The organism is Solitalea longa (genome assembly GCF_002920915.1).
Taxonomy (GTDB): Bacteria; Bacteroidota; Bacteroidia; order Sphingobacteriales; family Sphingobacteriaceae; genus Solitalea; species Solitalea longa.
Window position 1 is genome coordinate 331,773 of record NZ_PQVF01000004.1, and the last position, 21,186, is coordinate 352,958.

The following is a 21,186-nucleotide window of genomic DNA, read 5'->3' on the forward strand; positions in this document are numbered from 1 at the left end:
CACACAAAAACATTCTGCTAAATTCGCAGTCCTTAAAATTGGGCAGGCAGGCAGAAGAAAATCAGTGTTATTTTAACTATCCGGCCCTGCTCAAATTAATTTTAAAAAACTGCATGAAATTAACAAAACTCGAGGTACGTGGATTTAAGAGTTTCGGAGATAAGATAACCATCAACTTCGATGAAGGCGTTACGGCCATTGTAGGCCCAAACGGCTGTGGTAAATCGAACGTGGTGGATTCTATTCGCTGGGTACTTGGTGAACAAAGCGCCAAATACCTTCGTTCCGACAAAATGGAGAACATCATTTTCAATGGTTCGAGAACTCGAAAACCAAGTAACCTTGCTGAAGTATCGCTTACGTTCGACAATACAAAAAATGTATTGCCTACTGATTTTAGCAGTGTAACCATTACCCGTAAATTGTACCGTAGCGGAGAAAGCGAATATCGTTTAAATGATGTAACCTGCCGCTTAAAGGATATTACCGACCTTTTTCTGGATACTGGCATTGGCCCTGACTCTTATTCTATCATTGAATTAAAAATGATTGAAGAGATGCTAAATAATAAAGATGGGTCGCGCCGTAATTTATTTGAAGAAGCATCAGGAATTTCGAAATATAAAATCCGCAAAAAGCAAACTTTTAATAAGCTGAAGGATACCGAAACCGATTTGAATCGCGTGGAGGATATTTTATTTGAGATTGAAAAACAGCTCAAAACTCTGGAAACGCAGGCTAAAAAAACCGAGCGTTACTATCGGTTAAAAGAACAGTACAAAGAAGTAAGCACACAACTTGCTACTTTCCGAATTCAATCTTTTAAAACATTATTAGAAGATATTGAAAAGGAGGAAATAGCTCACAATGACCAGCGAATGGGCTTTCAGGCGGAAGGGGATAAAATTGAAGCCCAGGTTCAGGCCGAAAAAACAGAAACTTTGGTAAAGGAAAAAAATCTTTCTGTTCAACAAAAAACCACTAACGATTTCGTAAACGGCATTCGGCAGTACGAAAACGAGAAAAAGGTTAAGAACGAACAACTTAAGTATCTTCAGGAAAAAGAAGCGAGGTTATCGGCTGAATTGATTAACGACAGAAACTGGCTTGAAGGAGCTAAAGAAACGTTGCTTCAGTTGGAAGAAAGTCGTGCTACTGAACAACAATCTTTAGACACCATTCAGCGGATTCTTGAAGATTTAAAGTTTGAACTGGAAGATAAACGAGCCGAGCAAACGGAGCTAAAAACTCAAGTGGACAGCCTGACTACCAAGAGCAGAAATTTGCAGGACGATATCTATAAAATCGAGAAGGAAAGAGATATCATTGAAATTCAGTTTGAATCGCTTCAACAGGAACTAAACCGAAATGAAGGCGAAACCCAGCAAAAGCAACAGGAGCTTGATGAGTTTAATGCTGCTATCAAACGAACAAATGAAGCTTTTGCAGGTAAAGAAGAAGAGCTCAATAAAGCAATAGCCGAAGAAGAGGCTCTTCAGCAACGCATAGTTGAAACTGAAACGGAGTTGCAACAAACTAAAGATAAGATCTCGCAGGAAGGCCGAACGCTTGATGCAAAACAAAACGAATACAACCTTACCAAGAGTTTGGTCGATAATTTAGAAGGGTATCCAGAGTCGATTAAGTTTTTGCGCAAGAACGCGAGTTGGGCCAAAAACGCACCTCTCCTTTCTGATGTTTTCTTCTGTAAGGAAGATTACCGTATCGCGATAGAAAATTACCTGGAGCCTTACATGAATTACTATGTGGTTCAAAATCATGAAGAAGCTTTAGCTGCCATCAAATTATTAAGCGATGCTGCACGCGGAAGAGCCAACTTCTTCATTCTTGATTCCTTTTCGGCTTTTGATGCAAAGGATATTAAAACCACACCAGAAAACTGCATCCCAGCCCTTTCGATCATTGAATCGGAAGAAAAATACCTAAAACTTTGTTCGTTCTTATTGAACAACGTTTTTATGGCTGAAAAGGATGAAGAAAATACCATAAAGGCAAACTCAGGTTCCGAAGCTGTTATTTTAAGTAAATCAGGTCGCTATTCGAAAACCCGTTTTAGTATGGCTGGCGGCTCAGTAGGTTTATTTGAAGGGAAGCGTATTGGTAGGGCTAAAAACCTGGAAGTATTGCAAAAAGAGATTACCAAACTGCAGGCTTTAATTACTGAATTAAAAGGTAAAACCGAGTTTTTAGCAGAAGATCTGCAACGATTAAAAGGCAGCACCAAAGCCGGAATTATTGGCCAGTTGCGCCAGGAATTGAACAAGCTGAACAATGAGTTGGTAACATTGGAAGCTCGCCAGGAACAGCATAAAAACTTCATCAGCAATTCAAATCTGCGCAAGGAAGACATCGAGCAAAAGATAAACAGCTATCGGAAACAACTAGCAGAAATTAACCCTCAGGTTGATGAATTGACTGTTCAAAAGGAAGATACTTTAAAGCGCCTGAACACTCTTCAGTATGATTTCAATATCATTTCTGAAAGCGTAACTAAATATTCGAGCAACTTCAACAACCAAAACATTGCGTTTCACCAGCAACAGAATAAACTATCGGTAATCCTTAAAGATATTGAGTATAAAAACAGTCAATCAAAGGTTGCGAGCGAACGCATTGAAAAAAATCAAGCAGAGCTAACTGATGCTAAGACGAAGATATCAGAGCTATTGCAAAACACAGATGAAGGTGATGAGAACCTGATCGCCATGTATGAGCAAAAGGACAACCTGGAAAAAGCTTTAGTGGAAGCGGAAGAAGATTACTATAAATCGAAAGGAAAAATAAACGAGCTGGAGTCCTTTTTTAATGAACTCCGCCGTAAAAAAGACAATATTGAAACGATCATTAATCAGTTACGCGACAAAAAAACGCATTTAATGATTGACATGAATGCCCTAAAAGAGCGTTTATCGGTTGAGTTTAGTATTGAGATCGATGATTTGATGGACCGACCATTGCCGGAAGAAAATGAAGAAGAACTGAAACAAAAGACGGATAGGGTCAAAAATCAGCTGGATAATTTCGGGTCGATCAACCCAATGGCAATGGAAGCTTATAACGAGATGAATGAGCGTTATTTGTTTATCATCACACAAAAGCAGGATCTTTTGGATGCTAAAAATTCGTTAATGGATACCATCAACGAAATTGATGGAACGGCCAAGACCCAATTCTTTGATGCCTTTACCCAAATTCGCGATAATTTCCAGAAGGTATTCCGTTCATTATTTAATGAAGAAGATTCATGTGACTTGGTATTGGTTGATCCTAATGATCCGCTTGAATCAGATATCGATATCATAGCCCGCCCTAAAGGGAAGCGCCCATTAACGATCAATCAGCTATCAGGGGGAGAAAAAACCTTGACTGCGACTGCAATTCTGTTTTCGCTTTACCTGTTAAAGCCTGCTCCTTTCTGTATTTTCGATGAGGTGGATGCTCCTTTGGATGATACGAACATTGATAAGTTCAACAACATTATCCGCAAGTTTTCGGATCAATCGCAGTTTATCATTGTTTCGCATAACAAACGTACCATTGCCAGCACCGATATTATTTATGGTGTAACAATGGTAGAGCAGGGAATTTCACGTGTAGTTCCAGTGGATTTGCGTAATGTGGAAAATGTAGCGTAAAATTATTCAACCACAGATTTACACTGAATTCACAGAGTAAATAACTTCGTGAAACTCAGTGTAACTCTGTGGTTAATATCTTTCTTTTGTTCTAAAGCAACTTCTTCCTTATGAAACCTACCTTCTTCCCTACTCCCGATGATTTTAGAAAATGGCTTGAACAAAACCACGAAACTTCAACAGAGTTTTTAGTTGGTTTTTATAAGGTTAACTCCGGAAAACCAAGTATAACCTGGCCGGAATCGGTTAATCAGGCTTTATGTTTTGGTTGGATAGATGGAGTACGAAAATCGATTGATGAAGAAAGCTACTGCATTCGTTTTACTCCCCGCAAACCAACAAGTATCTGGAGTGGAATAAACATTAAAAAAGTGGAAGAACTTAGCAAACAAGGGCTCATGCAGCCTGCAGGACTTGCAGCATTTAAAAAAAGAACCGAAGCTAAATCAAGGGTTTATTCGTTTGAAAAGGATCCTGTTAATCTTAGTGCCGAGTTTGAGAAAAAATTCAAAGCGAATTCGAAAGCCTGGGACTTTTTTCAGTCACAAGCTCCATGGTACAAAAAAAACGCTATCCATTGGGTTATGGATGCAAAACAGGAGGTAACAAAACTTAAGCGTTTAGAAACATTGATCACCAAAAGCGCTGCCGGCGAAAGACGTTAACGGTTTAATGTTTCGGTTAATTTATTAAAGAAATAAGTAATTAATTTAATTTAAATTGATTATTGAATCTGAATTAAACATATTTGACCAGATTCCTAATTAATTTATTCTAACAATATGAAAAAGAAGATTTTATATGGATTGCTTATTCTATTGGTGGTTATTCAATTCATCAGGCCAACTAAAAATCAAAGCAACGATATTTCAGCCAACGATATTTCAAAGCATTACGCGGTTCCTACCGATGTTCGAGAGTCTTTAAAAGTTGCCTGCGCCGACTGTCATAGCAACAATACTGTTTATCCATGGTATTCAAAGGTACAACCGGTTGCCTGGTGGCTGCAACATCATGTTAACGAAGGAAAAGAACACCTGAATTTTTCTGATTTTGCCAGTTATTCACCTAAAAAGGCTAATCATAAACTTAAGGAATTGATCGAATCACAAGAAGAAGGCTGGATGCCACTAGACTCTTACCTTTGGATACATAAGAATGCTGTTTTAAATCCTTCACAAAAAGAAGCCATAATAAACTGGGCAAAGAGTACTCAAAAACAAATTCAAGCCGCGAACCCAGGCGTGGATTTTACTTCGAAAAAATAAATCAGTCGGCTGTAATCAGTCGGCAATCAGCAATTGTTTAACCTCTTGAGTTTTGAGGACTGCTGACTACGTACTGTCGACGGAGTACTGAGTACTGCCAACTGAACAAACGCTTCCAAATCCGCGTTAAAACACCTATCTTTGCAGGCTGAAATTTTTGTAATGCAACACATTGACAGACATATAGAACTGATGGCGCCTGCCGGCAATTTTGAATCGCTGCAAGCGGCCATTGATAACGGAGCAGATTCGGTATATTTTGGAGTTGAGCAATTGAACATGAGGGCCGTGTCTTCTATCAACTTCGTTTTAGAGGATATACCTGAAATTGTTGCACGTTGTGCTCCGAAAGGAATCCGTACCTACATCACCCTAAACACAATTGTTTACGATCATGACATGAACATGGTGAAAAACATTGTTGGGGAAGCAAAAAAACATGGCATTACCGCAATTATTGCCGCCGACCATGCTGTAATTGCTTTTGCACGCAGTATTGGTATGGAAGTGCATATTTCAACACAAGTAAACGTTACTAATGTTGAAACTGTAAAGTTCTATGCTCTATTTGCTGATACTGTAGTTTTGAGTCGCGAGTTGAGTCTTAACCAAATTAAAAAGATCACTGATGCGATTGAAAAAGAGCAAGTAAAAGGTCCATCTGGCAAACTGGTTGAGATTGAAATCTTCGGCCACGGAGCTCTTTGTATGGCAGTTTCAGGCAAATGCTACTTAAGTCTTCATACACATAATTCATCAGCCAACAGAGGAGCTTGTCGCCAAAATTGCCGTAAAAAATATACTGTTACTGATGAAGATGGTATTCAGCTTGAGATTGACAATGAATACATCATGTCGCCACAAGATTTATGCACCATTGATTTCCTTGATAAAGTATTGGATGCCGGAGTAAGCGTACTTAAAATTGAAGGTCGCGGACGTGCAGCTGATTATGTAGCCACCACCATTAAATGTTACCGCGAAGCCATTGATGCTTATAAAGAAGATACCTATTCAAAAGAAATGGTAGAAAGTTGGATGGAGCGTTTGGCTACTGTTTATAACCGTGGTTTCTGGAGTGGTTATTACTTAGGCCAGGAATTAGGCGAGTGGACAAAAGATCATCCTGGATCGCATGCAACACGTAAGAAATTATTTGTTGGTACAGGCGAGCATTACTTTACAAAAGCAGGAATTGCTCAATTTAAACTCGAAGCATTTGATATTAAAATTGGTGATAAAATGCTGATCACAGGCCCTACCACCGGAGTGAAAGAGTTTGACATCGATAAATTGATGGTGAATGATATTTTTGCTGATCAGGCGGTAAAAGGCGATCAAGTGACCATACCATTAGATTTCAAAATTCGCAAGTCGGATAAGTTATATAAGTTAGTAGAAGCGTAAAGAGGATTACTCCGATTTTAAAGTGATTACACCGATTAATAACCTACTAATCGGTGTAATCAAACCTAATCGGTGAAATCACATTATAATATGGTTATCATCACCTTACAACGCGAAAAATGTATTGGCTGTAATTATTGCGCCGAACTTGATCCAGAGCATTTCCGAATGTCAAAAAAAGACGGCAAATCAAACCTTCTGCATTCTGTCGACAAAAAAGGATTTCATACCGTTCGTGTTCCACATGATTTTGTATTTGAGCAGGTTGAAATTGCTGCAAATGCTTGTCCGGTGCGAATTATTAAAGTAAGCAAGATCTGATGTAATTACTTATTTTAGAGTTATGAATACACGCAATCCCTCTAAAAATAAACTTTCGCAATGGCTGCTCTCTGCAGCACTGTTTTTAAGTTTATTTACTTTCCAGGGATTTGGTGCCCATTCCGATTCTTTCCCTGCCAAACTAACTACTACCGAGTTAATAGTTACCACAAAGCAGGAAACTAAGACTTCTTTCTATTTTAAATTTAAAAAAGGCCTGAATGACCAGCTTGCAAATGAGGGAAATACGTATCAGGCCTTTCAATCGTATTTGCGTTCAGCAAATTCCCTGACTACTTTACGTTTAAAACTCCTCAAAATCTATAATTCCCAATTCGATAATTTCTTCTTCTTAAAAACAAGAATCGGCACTAAAGGCATTAAATCCACTTACGAATTCAACTGTTAACCCTTCTCCTATTACCAATTCGGTATTTCTTCTGATCAAAAATTAAACAGTTTTTAACCAGTATTTTAAAAATACTTATGGCCAAACTTAAAAAGTTACTAAAACTTTGCGGGTTGGGTGCACTTATTATTCTGGCTTGTTTTGGAGTTGGAATAACCGGAGCAGCTCCGGTATTACCCAAAAACCGTGAAAACAGCATTATTGAAATCAAAGTAGAACTTGATGAAGAAAAGGAACAGAAAACAGACCTTCTATTTACTGAACACATAAATTAAACTAAAAATGCCCTTGGAATTCAAGGGCATTTTTGTTTATAGTTTAACTAAATCCGAGACCGGAATAAAATCAATTTGAGGAAGCTTAAATGGCAAATGTCCAACCATAACTGTTGACTGGGCTGGCAAATCATTTTCGAAGAACAGCTTTGCCATTGTTGATTCGATATCTTTCGGTTCTGATTCCTCAACAAAATAAACCTTTAAATATGCTTCTAATCCATTCCATTCTATCTGCCTGATCTTATTCAATTGCTCTTCCGGATTTCCTTTGGTAACAATAAAAATTTGCTTTCTGTCTGTGACCAATGTTTGCATAAACTCCAGCGCCTGCTTAAACATCAGCAGTTTTAATGGCAAACGGGCAATTTTAAAAAGGCGCTCAAAGTTTTCTTTAAGTTCCGGTGGAATAGCAAAATATTCTATTGTGGCATCGATCAATTCGGCCCGAGACATGGCATCATGCTTTTTCACCAGGTAATCTAAGATTCGTTTACCTTCATGAATGCCGGGAAGGGTGAATTCCATGAACTGGCCAAACAGGTAATAAACCTGTAAATCATAGTCTTTTTCGGGAAAAATAGTATTATCTAATTCGAAAATATAGGCGGTTTTATTCGGATACTTATCAATCAACTCCTGCATCTTAATCGAGTTTGCTTAGTTCGGTATTTAAGAGATTAACTAAATCTTTAGGGTTATTTAATGTGGTTGGCTGCAAATTAGTAAGGCAATAAGCTTGCGCTGTTTGAGTAAAGCTAAACTCAAAACTGCCGCTTAAATCCAACAGGTACGCAATTCCCTTGGCAAGCTCCTGAATCACCAGCTCATCAGTATTCGTCGAACTTATTAATTTCCCATTTTCAAAATATGCCTCAAAAGAAAACTCAGTTCCGTTAATACATTCTGATAATATTAGTGAAGGGAAGTTTCCAGCTGAAATTATTCTTGACAACTGCGTATAGCTGATCAAAGGATTGTTGAAATCCGGAAACAAGGTATTATAAACTGTTACACTATCGTCCACAATTCTAAAATCGCCCTCATTTAAAGCCTTTAAAGGACTAACCTTGATTTTTTTTGAGGGATAACCGAGCTGAAGCATTGAAGCGGCAAAATCTTCCTGTTTTTCCAGAAGCTTCGTTTGAGGAACAGCAATTTGTTTTGACTGTAAAAAGCTGAACAAGGCTGTTTTATCACTGATTAATGCCCATTGATTCATATCAGGGCAAATAATGGATATGCCATATTCCGAAAACAATGTTTTTGCCGGAGCTAAGGCATCAACTTCGAGTGCTAACTGAGGCACCAATGCTTTAAAATCATGATCGAGGCATATTTTAAGCATTTTATGGGCAAATGAAACGTCTGATGCTTCTGGTATTTGTACAAACAGCTCACCTTTCAAAGCCGAAGAATTGGCCAGGTATGTAGAAAAACCGGCGGCAACTAACTCCGTGTAAATTGTTTCGGTTTGAAGTAATTCAGCACCGGTAAGAAGTATTTTAATTTGGGGCATGTGGGTTTAATTAGATTTGATTTCGGCACTTGAATTTGCATGCACAATTTTTCCATCCTTCATTAACAGCTTCCTATCGGCCATATTGGCCAATTCTTCATTATGTGTTACCACCACAATAGTTTGATTAAAACGATCACGAAGGTCGAAAAACAAACGATGAAGCTCTTTGGCATTTGCCGAATCGAGGTTGCCGGAAGGTTCATCGGCTAATAAAATTGCCGGTTTATTTATCAATGCCCGGGCTACGGCAACACGTTGTTGCTCACCACCTGAGAGCTCGGTCGGTTTATGGTGCAAGCGATGACTTAAACCTAAAATATCCAATAGTTCAACTGCATATTTTTCAGCTTCAGCTTTTGATTTTCTGGCAATAAAAGCCGGAATACAAACATTTTCGAGCGCGGTAAATTCGGGTAGTAAATGATGAAACTGAAAAATGAAACCGATTTTTTGATTCCGAAATTCACTTAATTTCTTTGAATTAAGCTTGGAAACATCGGTTCCATCTAAAATCAGAGAACCGTTATCATGATTATCAAGAGTGCCTACAATATGCAGTAAAGTACTTTTTCCAGCTCCCGAAGCTCCAACAATTGAAACTACTTCTCCTTTTTTAACATGCAGATCAACCCCCTTAAGGATTTCCAACTTGCCATATGATTTATGAAGATTATTGGCTAATAGCATACCCAAAAATAGAAATAGTTCGCCATTTTCAGCTACTTGTTACCAATACTGAGTTCTTGCTCATGAATCGCTCGCAAAACTTTATCGTCGAGCAAAAACGTTCCACCTGGCAACAACGAAGCAATAAAAGCAAGTATGGTTCTTCCTGCTTTCCATTGATACTCAATAACAGCCTGAATAAGCAGAAAAACATAGGCAATGAATAGTAAACCATGAAACCAGCCACACACCTTAACCAATTCCGGAAACCCTAGCAGGTACTTAACCGGCATGGCTACAAACATTAATAATAAAAAAGACACTCCTTCAAGAAAAGCAATAGCTCTGAAGCGTCCAATAAGGCTCTGACCGTATTTTTTTATCATCCTTTATTTTTTTGAATGCAATTATAATCAGTCAATTTCTATATCAGACAAAAAATTAGAAATATGACAGCCATATTATACGAAGTGATTTGTTTTTCCTAAAACCTATAGAAAACAATATAACAGCCTTGTATTCAGAATTTATTAAATTTAATGCTAATCAAATGCTCGATATGAAACCTTTAGCCATATTGCTGGCATTATTGCTACTTTTTGGTGCTTGTTCAAACCAAAGCAAGAACAAAAGTGATGAAAAACTTATTGCTGATTCAAGCGCTACCACAGAAAGTGAATCGGACACCGTAGCGATTGACCGCTATGTAAAAGAAATCAAATCGAAAATTCCGAGGCTTAACTATAAACGAAGCTTACAATACAATCTGGGCGATTACACTTTTGACATAAGTACCTATTTTGACAATGATAATAAACAAATTGCTCTTATTGAAGATGGCCATCGCGGTGAATATGGCTACCGCAGGCTAAGTGTTTATTATAAAAATGAGCATCCTGTTTTTGCCGAAGTTAATGAAAAGGCAGCCATGGGTAGCAATAATCAATATACCGAGGCAAAAGTATATTTTAAACCAAATCTGAAGGTTATTAAAGCGCTGGAACGAAAAAGCCTTATTGAGAACAACATCCAGGATATACCTTTCACCCCGTTTGTACCCGACACTTTGGGTTATGTCGAAAAAGCATCATTCTTTAAGCGCGTCATTGATCAAACGGGAGAGTTCGACCTTCCGTTTGAAGAAATAAAGAAAATTGATAGTCGAGAGTATTTAATTCTTGGCAAAAATGATCCGAATAGTTACCATGTAAAATTGCTGATCCTAGCACCCGATTCAACAATTAAAAAATTAAAAGCCAACCAAGCTGCATTTAAAGGCAAAAAACTTGGCCTGACCTGGGATTATGAGAACAGTAAAGGATATGAAAGTTTGGTTTATAAAAGCGGGCAAATACACTATTAAACATTATTTTTTTAATGTAGTTAAAAATTTTAGGATAGGTTTTAAAAATAAGTGATAAATACTACTTTTACGGCGCAAATGAAATACGCCTGTTGTGTTGTATTTCCCCAAAAAAGTAAAATTATCCGCAGATGAACATTCACGAATACCAGGGAAAATCCATTCTGAAGAGTTTTGGAGTTCGCATTCAGGAAGGCATTGTAGCCGACACTCCTGAACAAGCAGTTGAAGCCGCTAAAAAATTACAAGCTGAAACCGGTACAGGTTGGTGGGTTGTAAAAGCACAGATCCATGCCGGAGGCCGTGGTAAAGGCGGAGGTGTAAAACTGGCAAAATCATTAGATGATGTTAAAGCATTATCTGACCAAATCATTGGAATGCAATTGGTTACTCCACAAACCGGTCCTCAAGGTAAAAAAGTAAATAAAGTGTTAATTGCGCAGGATGTTTACTATCCGGGTGAAAGCAAAACATCTGAGTTTTACATGAGCGTTTTGTTAGACCGCGCTAAAGGCCGTAACATTATCATGTATTCTACCGAAGGTGGTATGGATATCGAAGAGGTTGCTGAGCACACTCCTGAGAAAATTTTCAAAGAAGAAATTGATCCTAAAGTAGGTTTACAAGGATTCCAGGCTCGTAAAATTGCCTTTAACTTAGGCTTAAGCGGCGATGCTCATAAAGACATGGTGAAATTTGTTGCTGCTTTATACAAAGCTTACGAAGCAACTGACTCATCAATGTTTGAGATCAACCCTGTATTAAAAACTTCTGACAATAAAATTTTAGCCGTTGACGCCAAAGTAAATTTGGATGAAAACGCTTTATACCGTCATGCTGATATCGCTGCTATGCGCGATGAAAGCGAAGAAGATCCAACAGAAGTTGAAGCTGGTAAATCAAACCTTAACTACGTTAAATTAGATGGTAACGTTGGTTGTATGGTTAACGGTGCCGGTTTAGCAATGGCTACTATGGATATCATCAAATTAGCCGGTGGTGAGCCTGCTAACTTCCTTGACGTAGGAGGAACTGCTTCTGCAAAAACGGTTGAGGCTGCTTTCCATATCATCTTAAAAGACCCTAACGTTAAGGCTATCCTGATCAATATCTTCGGTGGTATTGTTCGTTGCGACCGTGTTGCACAAGGTGTTATTGATGCTTATCAAAACATTGGTAATATTCCTGTTCCAATTATTGTTCGTTTACAGGGAACTAACGCTGTTGAAGCTAAGAAACTGATCGACGAATCAGGATTGAAAGTTTACTCAGCAATTCAATTGAAAGACGCTGCGGAACTTGTTACTAAAGTTTTAGCATAATTTATCGGACTTATAGTTCATAGACCATAGTCCATGGTTTATAGTCTAAATTCTATCGACTATGAACCATGGACTATTAGCATATAATAATATTCACATTTATGGTAAAAAGAACACGCATCAAAGAAGTCCTTGATTCTACTGCTTACGGATCAGAGGTGACTATCAAAGGTTGGGTGCGCACTTTCCGCAACAACCAGTTTATCGCCCTTAATGACGGGTCGACTATTAATAATATTCAAGCGGTTGTTGATTTTAATAATACAGATGAAGCATTATTAAAAAGGATAACTACCGGTGCGGCTGTTTCTGTTACCGGCGAATTGGTTGAATCATTAGGTAAAGGCCAAAAAGTTGAAATTAAAGCAAAAAACGTAGAAATTTTGGGGGATTGCGATCCTGAAGCCTACCCTATTCAACCTAAAAAACACAGTTTAGAGTTTTTACGCGAAAATGCACACTTACGTTTCCGTACAAATACTTTTGGTGCGGTGTTCCGTGTTCGTCATGCCTTAGCGTTTGCTGTTCATGAGTTCTTTAATCAAAAAGGATTCGTTTACATGCATACACCGATTATCACTGCTTCAGATGCTGAAGGAGCGGGTGAAATGTTCAAGGTAACTACTTTGGAACTTGGCAATCCTCCTCGCAATGAAGAAGGCGAAATCGATTATAAACAAGATTTCTTTGGACGTGCCACTAACTTAACCGTTTCGGGTCAGCTGGAAGGTGAATTGGCGGCAATGGCTTTTGGAGAAATTTACACCTTCGGACCTACTTTCCGTGCTGAAAATTCAAACACCACTCGTCACTTAGCTGAGTTCTGGATGATTGAGCCTGAAATGGCCTTCTACGACCTGGTTGATAATATGAACCTTGCAGAAGAGTTCATTAAATATGTGATCGGTTATGTATTGAAAAACAACCGTGAAGATTTGGAATTCCTGGGCCAGCGTTTGGCAGAAGAAGAAAAACAAAAACCTCAGAACGAACGCAGTGAATTAGGTTTAATTGAAAAATTAGAGTTTGTTACTAACAACAATTTCGAGCGCGTTACTTACACCGAGGCTATCGATATTCTGAAAAACTCTAAACAAAATAAAAACAAGAAGTTCCAGTACCTGATTGAAGATTGGGGAGCTGATCTTCAGTCGGAGCACGAGCGTTACTTGGTGGAAAAACACTTTAAAAAGCCGGTAATTTTAACGGATTATCCTAAAGACATTAAATCGTTTTATATGCGTCTGAACGAAGATGGTAAAACCGTTAGGGCGATGGATATTTTGGTGCCGGGTATTGGTGAGCTGGTTGGAGGTTCTCAGCGTGAAGAGCGTTTAGATAAATTAACTAAACGTATGGACGAAATGGGAATTCCTACCGAAGAGTTATGGTGGTATTTAGACACCCGTCGTTTCGGTGCTTGCGAACATTCAGGTTTTGGATTAGGGTTTGAACGATTGGTATTATTTACTACCGGAATGACCAATATTCGCGATGTGATTGCATTTCCGCGTACACCTAAAAACGCCGAATTTTAAACGAAATAAAACAATTGAAATAAAAGGCCTTCGGTAAAAATCCGAAGGCCTTTTATTTTTTTAAAAAAAATTATAATTTGATTTTTAAATATTATTCAATATTTATATCTTTATTTCAATATAAAATCAAGTTTATATTTTGATTTTAAATAAATAACTAGAACTATATTTCAACAACAATTAATTCTGAAAGTTTATGGCAAACGCTCAAGTTTTATTTGAAACCAATCGTCTGAAATTACGCGAGTTTAACGGTAATGATGCAGAAGGCTTATTTCAGCTTAACCTTGCACCCGAAGTACAACGATTTACCGGTGATATGCCTTTTAATTCAGTGGATGAAGCTCGGTCATTTATTAATGACTATTCGCATTATCAGGATTATGGTTACGGAAGATGGGCAGTTTTACTTAAAGAAACTAATGAATTTGTGGGCTGGTGCGGCCTGAAATATATACCCGAATTCAACGATGTAGATTTAGGATATCGCATTCTGAGAAAATTTTGGGGACAAGGCATTGCTACCGAAGCCAGTGTTGGCAGCCTAAAACACGGCTTTCAACAGTTAAAAATGGATAAAATTGTGGGTCGTGCACATGCCGAAAATCTGGCCTCTATAAAAGTAATGGCCAAAACAGGAATGTGGTTTGAAAAAGCTATGGAATATGATATTGGACCAACACTTCAATATGCCATGTCGAAACAAAAGTTTCCATCTTAAGCATAAAACAAATTGAAATGAAAAAGAGGAAGAAATCTGTTCTTCCTCTTTTTCATTTATATATCTTTACTTCGCCATGTTATTAAAGATTTATCCTGATAAACCTAATCCAAAAGCGATTGAAACAGTAGTTGAATGCCTGAAAAAAGGAGGCCTGATCATCTATCCTACCGATACAGTTTATGGCCTGGGCTGCGACATTACAAATCACAAAGCAATTGAACGAGTTTGCCAAATAAGAGGTATTAAACCCGATAAAGCTAACCTTTCGTTTATTTGCTATGATCTTAGCCATTTAAGCAACTACACCAAGCCTATTGATACCACTATTTTCCGGATGCTTAAACAGCATTTACCCGGACCCTTTACCTTTATTTTTAACGCAAGCGGACTAGTGCCTAAATTATTAAACAGTAAAAAGAAAACTGTAGGTATCCGTGTTCCTGATAACGAGATTGCCCGCGAAATTGTGAACCAATTAGGCAATCCGATTGTTTCCACCTCTATCCATGATGATGATGAAATTCTGGAATATTCAACAGATCCGGAATTGATCCATGAGAAATACCAGGATCTGGTTGATATCGTTATCGATGGTGGATACGGAGATAATGAACCTTCAACGGTGGTAGATTGCACAACTGGTGAAATTGAAATTATCAGGCAAGGCAAAGGTCTTCTTGAGGCATAACTTTTGTGCAAAACTGAAAATTATCAGTAAATTGTATGGTTTGATACCAACGAATTGCACTTTTTAATTTTACAGCAAACGCTCTCATATGAAATATAACGGTTTACGCTTTTCTCTCTTCATTTTCTTTGCTATCCTTTTTTTTCAATCTTGTAAAAAGAGTGATGATGTTGTACCTCCTTCCACTGTAGATGCATCCAATTGGGGTTCATTTGTGCCTGTTTCGTGGTACAATATGGAGTTAAAACTAATTAAAGAAACTCCAGGCTTTGCCCCTCCTGTGGCAGCCAGGGCAATAGCATATACCAGCATCGCTTTGCACGAAACTGTTGTTCGCGGAATTCCGAATGGAACCTCATTAAGCGGACAGTTAGAAGGTCTTAACTACTTACCTTATAACGACCCTGAATTACGATATAACTGGGCCATCGCGGCCAATGCAGCCATGGCTGATATGCTTCGCAATTTATTCGGGAACGCTTCTGCCGACAATATTGCCTTAATTGATCAAATAGAAGTAGAAAATCAATTAGACCTGACCTCTACAGAGTTTTCACAGGAAGATATTGACCGATCTGTTGATTTTGGAAAAAGGATGGCCAACGCCATTTATCTATGGTCGGCATCGGATAAGGGACAAGCGGCTTACTTAAATAATTTCCCAAGCAGTTATGTTCCTCCAAGTGGAAATGGCCTTTGGGTTCCAACCCCTCCTCTTTTCCAAAGCGCTCTACTTCCATTTTGGGGTAATAACCGATTACTTTATCCGGAAAACAAAAAAATAACTACCCAAATAACAGCTCCACCCGCGTATTCAATTGATCACAACTCCGACTTATATAAAGCAGCAAACCTGGTTTATCAAACCGTAAATTCACTCAGCCAGGAACAAGTCTATATTGCTAATTATTGGGCCGATGCAGGAGGAACATTTACCCCTGCAGGACACATGCTTGCAATTACCACTCAGCTGGTAAAAGATAATAACCTTACCCTTGATAAAGCTTCACAACTATTTGCCCAAGTAGGCATTGCATTAAATGATGCAGCAATCGTTTGCTGGAATTGCAAATACAAGTATAATTTGCTTCGCCCGGTAACGTATATTCGAAACAACATCGACCCCACTTGGACGAGTAAGATCGGCACTCCTCCATTTCCTTCTTATATTTCGGGTCATGCCTCGTTTACTGGAGCAACCAGTACCATTTTAAGTGCATATTTTGGCAACGACTTTTCTTTTACCGATAACCAAAAAGTTGACGATGGTTTTAGTCCGAGGAGTTTTAATACTTTCGAAGAAATGGCCAATGAAGCTGCAATATCAAGAGTTTATGGTGGTATTCACTATGATTTTGACACGAATATTGGAATGAACGCAGGAAAAGCAGTTGCACAAAAGGTTTTAACACTAAAATTCTGATTGTTGTCATTTTTTTATGTTTTAACTTTTTGAAGTTAAAATTTCACAGGCTACCTTTGCACCTCTATTTTTAGCATTAAAAACATCTAAATGCCCAAAAAGTACATCTCTAAATTTAAAACTGCTGAAAGAAGTCCATCGGCACCCCATATTTCACATTCCGTATACTCAGTTTTAGGAGCATTGATCGCTATTTCGTTGATCGTATTATTTTCACGAACAGCAGATACGCCTATGCTTATTGCTCCTTTTGGAGCCACCTGTGTATTGGCTTTCGGTTTACCAGACAGTGCATTAGCTCAACCGCGGAATATTATTGGAGGACACTTACTTACTGCAATAGTAGGCTTGACATGTTATTATATGATGGGCAATACCTGGTATTCTCTGGCTTTAGGAGTAAGCCTTTCATTGGGTCTAATGCAAATTACACGCACGGTACATCCGCCGGCAGGAGCAAATCCATTAGTTATTATCTTAACTGGTGCAAAGTGGAGCTTTTTATTTAGTCCTGTTTTATTGGGTTCGGTAATATTGGTAGCAATTGCTCTTATTTTTAACAACTTAAGCAGCAAAAGGAAATATCCAAAGTATTGGTTCTAATCACTACTCCTCTAACAACGTTTCATTGGTTTGTGCAGAAACGGATGTTTTCTTGTCTGCCTTATAAATAATTAAGTATCCTATGAGCCCGGATAAGACAGAGCCAGACAATACAGCGATCTTTGCAAAGTTTTGATTTTCAGGCTCAATAAATGCCAGGATAGAGATAAATATTGACATCGTAAACCCGATTCCACCTAAAAAACCAATACCAATCACTTTTTTAACGGAAACCTTTGAAGGCATTGTGGCTATACCCGATTTAATCGCCATAAACGAAAACCCCGCAATCCCCAAAGGTTTACCTAATAGTAACCCTAAAATAATTCCTAAGCCTAATTCTGTTCCATAAATATTTAGCAAGCTTCCGTCAAAAACAATACAGGTATTGGCCAAAGCAAACAATGGCATAATTATAAAGGATGAAAACTGATGCAGATTGTGCTCTAATATTTCTGCAGGTGAATAATCGCTATAATCAGACTCTAAAGGAATTGTAATGGCTAATAAAACTCCGGCAATGGTTGCATGCACTCCTGATTTCAACATGAAATACCACATAAAAACGCCACCTAATAAATAGATCATGACATTTCTAACCTTGAAATAGTTAAACGCCATAAGTATAGCAAAGATTGAAAGTGCTATGTACAGATTCTGAATCACAACGGTTTGTGTATACACCATAGCGATCACTAAAATGGCCCCTAAATCATCAACCACAGCAAGGGCTGTTAAAAACACTTTCAAACTAATTGGAACACGTTTGCCCAACAAACTGAGAATTCCCAAGGCAAAAGCGATATCGGTAGCCATAGGGATTCCCCAGCCATGCTCTGTAGGGGTAGATTTATTAATGAGGAAATAGATTATGGCCGGTACAGCCATCCCACCCAAAGCCGCCACCATTGGAAGTGTGGCTTTCTTAACAGATGACAATTCACCTTTTAACAGCTCCCGTTTTATTTCTAAACCAACAACCAGAAAAAAGATAACCATAAGGCCATCATTTATCCAGTGTTCAATACTGAGTGTAAACTCAGAACCAAAGCCTATAAATCCAACTTTCTGATGCCAAAAATAAAGATACTGCTCACTCAATGAAGAGTTGCTAGCCAACAAAGAAAGAATGGTACATAATATAAGAATTACACCTGAGGCCTGTTCTGTTTGCAGAAAAGCTGTAAATGGCTTAAATATACCCTTATTAAAATGCCGCATTGAATTCTAAATATTAAGCAGTGTGTTAAGTCTGAATTATAAGTAAATGGATCTACTTTGAGCCTGTCCCTGATAAAGATATTGCTTCATTACTCAATTATCGAAGCTACAAACTGTTTTATTTTGGCGCCCTCAACTTTACTGCTTAAGGTTTTAACAAAGGCACTGCCGATTATAGCTCCATTTGCTGATGAGCAGGCTTTTTGAAAACTATTTTTGTCATTGATACCAAAACCGATCATCAATGGATTATTCAGCTTTAAACTTTTCAAACGTTCGAAATATTTTTCGGTTTGCGACGCCTCAACCGCTAATTTATTACCGGTAGTTGACGAAGAAGATAATGCGTAAATAAATCCACTGCTCAATTCATCAATTTTACGAATACGTTCATCAGAGCTTTGCGGAGTTATCAGAAATATATTGCTAAGATTATTGTTTTCAAAATGTTCCCTGTACAATTCTTCATATTCATACATTGGTAAATCAGGTACAATCACACCATCAACTCCAACCCTTGCAGCATCAGCGCAAAACTTTTCAACCCCATACTGCAAAACCGGATTTACATATCCCATTAAAATAATAGGAACAGAAATTTGCCGACGCAAGTTTTCCAGTTGCTTAAACAACACTTTAAGGCTCATACCGTTTTCTAAAGCCACATGGCTACTATGTTGAATAGTGGGTCCGTCAGCCACAGGATCAGAATAAGGGAATCCTATTTCCAAAAAATCAGCCCCTGCCTCTTCCAAAGCTTTCGCAATAACTAAGGTATCAGTAAGCTGTGGGTAGCCTGCGGTAAAATACACCGAAAGCAAGTCTTTATTTTTATTCTTGAATAATTCGATTAATCTGTTGTTCATAATTAATTATAGGTTGCAGGTTACGAGTTACCACAATTCATTAAATCTTAAACTCGGAACTCGAAATTATAAGTTAAAATAATCCATATACGTTTGAAGATCTTTATCTCCCCGCCCCGACAAGCAAACCACCAGCTTTTCGTCACCTCTAAAAGTCATTTTCTCAAGGTAAGCTAAAGCATGAGAGGATTCAATAGCAGGAATAATACCTTCCAAGCGGGTTAATAAATGTGCCGCTTGCATGGCTTCATCATCTGTTACAGCTACATATTTACCACGACCGGTTTTAAATAAGTGCGCATGCTGAGGACCTATACCAGGATAATCTAATCCTGCTGATATAGAATGCGGCTCAACCACCTGACCGTCTTCTGTTTGCATTAAAATAGAACGGCTTCCATGCAACACTCCTTCCTGACCCAAAATGGTAGTAGCTGCTGATTTACCCGAATCAACACCCAATCCTGCAGCTTCCGCCGCGATCAGTTGTACAGACTCATCCTCTAAAAAATGATAAAATGTCCCCATCGCATTACTTCCGCCGCCTACACAAGCCATAACATAATCCGGAAGTTCAGAACCGGTTTTTTCTTTCAGCTGCTTTTTAATTTCAGCGCTTATCACCGATTGAAAACGAGCCACCATATCGGGATATGGATGAGGACCAACTACCGAACCGATTATATAATGCGTATCAACCGGGTTATTGATCCAATCGCGCATGGCTTCATTAGTGGCATCCTTTAAGGTTTTGCTTCCTGAGGTCGCAGGAACAACCTTTGCACCCAGCATTTTCATACGGGCAACATTTGGCGCCTGACGTTTAATGTCAATTTCACCCATATAAACTACGCATTCAAGTCCGCGTAAGGCACAAACCGTGGCGGTTGCCACCCCATGCTGACCTGCTCCTGTTTCAGCAATAATTCGCTTTTTACCCAGTTTTTCGGCAAGTAAAATTTGGCCGATGGTATTATTAACCTTATGAGCACCAGTGTGATTCAAGTCCTCTCGTTTAAGGTAAATAGTGGTACCATAATGGGCCGATAGTCTTTTGGCATGAAAAAGAGGAGTTTCACGGCCAACATAATCCTTTAGCAATTCTCTGAACTCTTGTTGGAATGCAGGATCGTTTATAATGGATAAATAATTCTGACGAAGCTCTTCTACATTCGGATATAGCATTTCCGGAATATATGCTCCTCCGAAATCACCGAAATAACCACGCTCATCTACGTAATAGTTTATTGCTGTTTTATTCATTTTGGGTGTTTGTTTTATCTTGAAAAACTAAATGCCTTTAATTTTATCGATTGCTTCTTTAACTTTTTGGGTGTCTTTTAACCCGGGACTCACTTCAAGTTTACTATTAAGATCAAGGCCATAAATAGGTAAACCATAATTTTGTATGGTGTTTACTTCATGTAAATTATCAAGTCCAATTCCGCCACTTAAAAAGAATGGTTTCGGCTCCTTATAATTTTTTAAAATATCCCAATTGAAAGTTTTACCCGTCCCGCCATGACTATCAGACTTTGTATCAAATAAGAAGGTATCGCAGGAATCTTTATATCTTTTTAAGTCACTAAAATCAAACTCATTGTTAACACCAAATGCTTTGATCACTTCAACCGTTGCCGATTTAAACTGAGAACAGTAATCAGGCTTTTCATTGCCATGTAGTTGAACGGCATTAAAATCATAATCAGCCACAATTTCCAAAGCATCTTGCAATTTGGCATTTACAAAAACAGCCACTTTTTTTATGGATGAGGGTATGGCTTTTAAAACCGAAAGATCATCAACATATCGTGGCGATTGGGGATAAAATATAAACCCCAGGTAATCGGGCTTTAGCTGTACTACATCCTCAATATTTTCGCGAAACTTCATTCCGCAGATCTTGATCTTCAT

At 38.3% G+C, this 21,186-nt stretch carries 22 protein-coding genes; 14 read left to right on the forward strand and 8 right to left on the reverse strand.

The genetic code is table 11. The features are described 5' to 3' along the window. Positions 1-113: 113 nt before the first annotated feature. The 7 genes from smc to C3K47_RS07220 all read left to right on the forward strand — a co-directional run bounded on the left by smc (position 114) and on the right by C3K47_RS07220 (position 7,336). Positions 114-3,656 (forward strand): chromosome segregation protein SMC, encoded by a 3,543-nt coding sequence (smc, locus tag C3K47_RS07190; protein WP_103788507.1) that lies wholly within the window; start codon positions 114-116, stop codon positions 3,654-3,656. 110 nt (positions 3,657-3,766) lie between these two features. After that, positions 3,767-4,321, forward strand: a complete 555-nt coding sequence (locus C3K47_RS07195; RefSeq protein ID WP_103788448.1) for a YdeI/OmpD-associated family protein — start codon at positions 3,767-3,769, stop codon at positions 4,319-4,321. 117 nt (positions 4,322-4,438) lie between these two features. After that, complete coding sequence (locus C3K47_RS07200) at positions 4,439-4,924, forward strand: heme-binding domain-containing protein (protein ID WP_103788449.1); 486 nt, start codon at positions 4,439-4,441, stop codon at positions 4,922-4,924. Between the two features lie 141 nt (positions 4,925-5,065). Continuing rightward, positions 5,066-6,331, forward strand: a complete 1,266-nt coding sequence (locus tag C3K47_RS07205) for a peptidase U32 family protein (RefSeq protein ID WP_243392507.1) — start codon at positions 5,066-5,068, stop codon at positions 6,329-6,331. 90 nt (positions 6,332-6,421) lie between these two features. Next, positions 6,422-6,652 carry a ferredoxin gene (locus C3K47_RS07210; RefSeq protein ID WP_103788451.1) on the forward strand — a complete coding sequence of 77 codons (231 nt, stop codon included), beginning with the start codon at positions 6,422-6,424 and terminating at the stop codon, positions 6,650-6,652. 22 nt (positions 6,653-6,674) lie between these two features. Beyond that, the gene (locus C3K47_RS07215) at positions 6,675-7,061 is read left to right on the forward strand and encodes a hypothetical protein (protein WP_103788452.1); all 387 of its coding nucleotides are present in this window, start codon (positions 6,675-6,677) and stop codon (positions 7,059-7,061) included. 77 nt (positions 7,062-7,138) lie between these two features. Next, positions 7,139-7,336 (forward strand): hypothetical protein, encoded by a 198-nt coding sequence (locus C3K47_RS07220; RefSeq protein WP_103788453.1) that lies wholly within the window; start codon positions 7,139-7,141, stop codon positions 7,334-7,336. 36 nt (positions 7,337-7,372) lie between these two features. Here the strand turns inward: C3K47_RS07220 and C3K47_RS07225 are convergent, their stop codons facing one another. Genes C3K47_RS07225 through C3K47_RS07240 form a run of 4 tightly spaced genes read right to left on the reverse strand, consistent with a single transcriptional unit; the run spans position 7,373 to position 9,910 of the window. Beyond that, a complete protein-coding gene (locus tag C3K47_RS07225) occupies positions 7,373-7,981 on the reverse strand; it encodes an HAD family hydrolase (RefSeq protein WP_103788454.1) in 609 nt (202 codons plus the stop codon). A 1-nt stretch (position 7,982) separates the two neighbouring features. Then, positions 7,983-8,855 (reverse strand): ATP-grasp domain-containing protein, encoded by an 873-nt coding sequence (locus tag C3K47_RS07230; RefSeq protein WP_103788455.1) that lies wholly within the window; start codon positions 8,853-8,855, stop codon positions 7,983-7,985. Positions 8,856-8,861: 6 nt separating this feature from the next. Continuing rightward, complete coding sequence (locus C3K47_RS07235) at positions 8,862-9,545, reverse strand: ABC transporter ATP-binding protein (RefSeq protein ID WP_103788456.1); 684 nt, start codon at positions 9,543-9,545, stop codon at positions 8,862-8,864. Positions 9,546-9,577: 32 nt separating this feature from the next. Beyond that, complete coding sequence (locus tag C3K47_RS07240; protein ID WP_103788457.1) at positions 9,578-9,910, reverse strand: DUF3817 domain-containing protein; 333 nt, start codon at positions 9,908-9,910, stop codon at positions 9,578-9,580. Positions 9,911-10,074: 164 nt separating this feature from the next. Here C3K47_RS07240 and C3K47_RS07245 point away from each other — a divergent pair, with 164 nt between their 5' ends. The 7 genes from C3K47_RS07245 to C3K47_RS07275 all read left to right on the forward strand — a co-directional run bounded on the left by C3K47_RS07245 (position 10,075) and on the right by C3K47_RS07275 (position 17,185). Further along, positions 10,075-10,887, forward strand: coding sequence for a hypothetical protein (locus C3K47_RS07245; RefSeq protein WP_133159345.1), 813 nt, complete (start codon positions 10,075-10,077; stop codon positions 10,885-10,887). A 131-nt stretch (positions 10,888-11,018) separates the two neighbouring features. Further along, positions 11,019-12,209 carry an ADP-forming succinate--CoA ligase subunit beta gene (gene sucC, locus C3K47_RS07250; protein WP_103788459.1) on the forward strand — a complete coding sequence of 397 codons (1,191 nt, stop codon included), beginning with the start codon at positions 11,019-11,021 and terminating at the stop codon, positions 12,207-12,209. Positions 12,210-12,310: 101 nt separating this feature from the next. After that, a complete protein-coding gene (asnS, locus tag C3K47_RS07255; RefSeq protein ID WP_103788460.1) occupies positions 12,311-13,747 on the forward strand; it encodes an asparagine--tRNA ligase in 1,437 nt (478 codons plus the stop codon). Between the two features lie 196 nt (positions 13,748-13,943). Continuing rightward, positions 13,944-14,468, forward strand: coding sequence for a GNAT family N-acetyltransferase (locus C3K47_RS07260; RefSeq protein WP_103788461.1), 525 nt, complete (start codon positions 13,944-13,946; stop codon positions 14,466-14,468). Positions 14,469-14,544: 76 nt separating this feature from the next. Continuing rightward, positions 14,545-15,159, forward strand: a complete 615-nt coding sequence (locus tag C3K47_RS07265) for an L-threonylcarbamoyladenylate synthase (RefSeq protein ID WP_103788462.1) — start codon at positions 14,545-14,547, stop codon at positions 15,157-15,159. 88 nt (positions 15,160-15,247) lie between these two features. Beyond that, positions 15,248-16,582 (forward strand): vanadium-dependent haloperoxidase, encoded by a 1,335-nt coding sequence (locus tag C3K47_RS07270; protein WP_103788463.1) that lies wholly within the window; start codon positions 15,248-15,250, stop codon positions 16,580-16,582. A 90-nt stretch (positions 16,583-16,672) separates the two neighbouring features. Continuing rightward, positions 16,673-17,185, forward strand: coding sequence for an HPP family protein (locus C3K47_RS07275; RefSeq protein ID WP_103788464.1), 513 nt, complete (start codon positions 16,673-16,675; stop codon positions 17,183-17,185). 3 nt (positions 17,186-17,188) lie between these two features. Here the strand turns inward: C3K47_RS07275 and nhaA are convergent, their stop codons facing one another. From nhaA to C3K47_RS07295, 4 genes are all read right to left on the reverse strand, one after another. Then, positions 17,189-18,406 (reverse strand): Na+/H+ antiporter NhaA, encoded by a 1,218-nt coding sequence (gene nhaA / locus C3K47_RS07280; RefSeq protein ID WP_103788465.1) that lies wholly within the window; start codon positions 18,404-18,406, stop codon positions 17,189-17,191. A gap of 89 nt (positions 18,407-18,495) precedes the next feature. Continuing rightward, positions 18,496-19,272 carry a tryptophan synthase subunit alpha gene (trpA, locus tag C3K47_RS07285; protein WP_103788466.1) on the reverse strand — a complete coding sequence of 259 codons (777 nt, stop codon included), beginning with the start codon at positions 19,270-19,272 and terminating at the stop codon, positions 18,496-18,498. A 66-nt stretch (positions 19,273-19,338) separates the two neighbouring features. Beyond that, positions 19,339-20,535, reverse strand: coding sequence for a tryptophan synthase subunit beta (gene trpB, locus C3K47_RS07290; RefSeq protein ID WP_103788467.1), 1,197 nt, complete (start codon positions 20,533-20,535; stop codon positions 19,339-19,341). Positions 20,536-20,562: 27 nt separating this feature from the next. Then, entirely contained in the window at positions 20,563-21,186 is a 624-nt protein-coding gene (locus C3K47_RS07295; protein WP_103788468.1) for a phosphoribosylanthranilate isomerase, read from the reverse strand.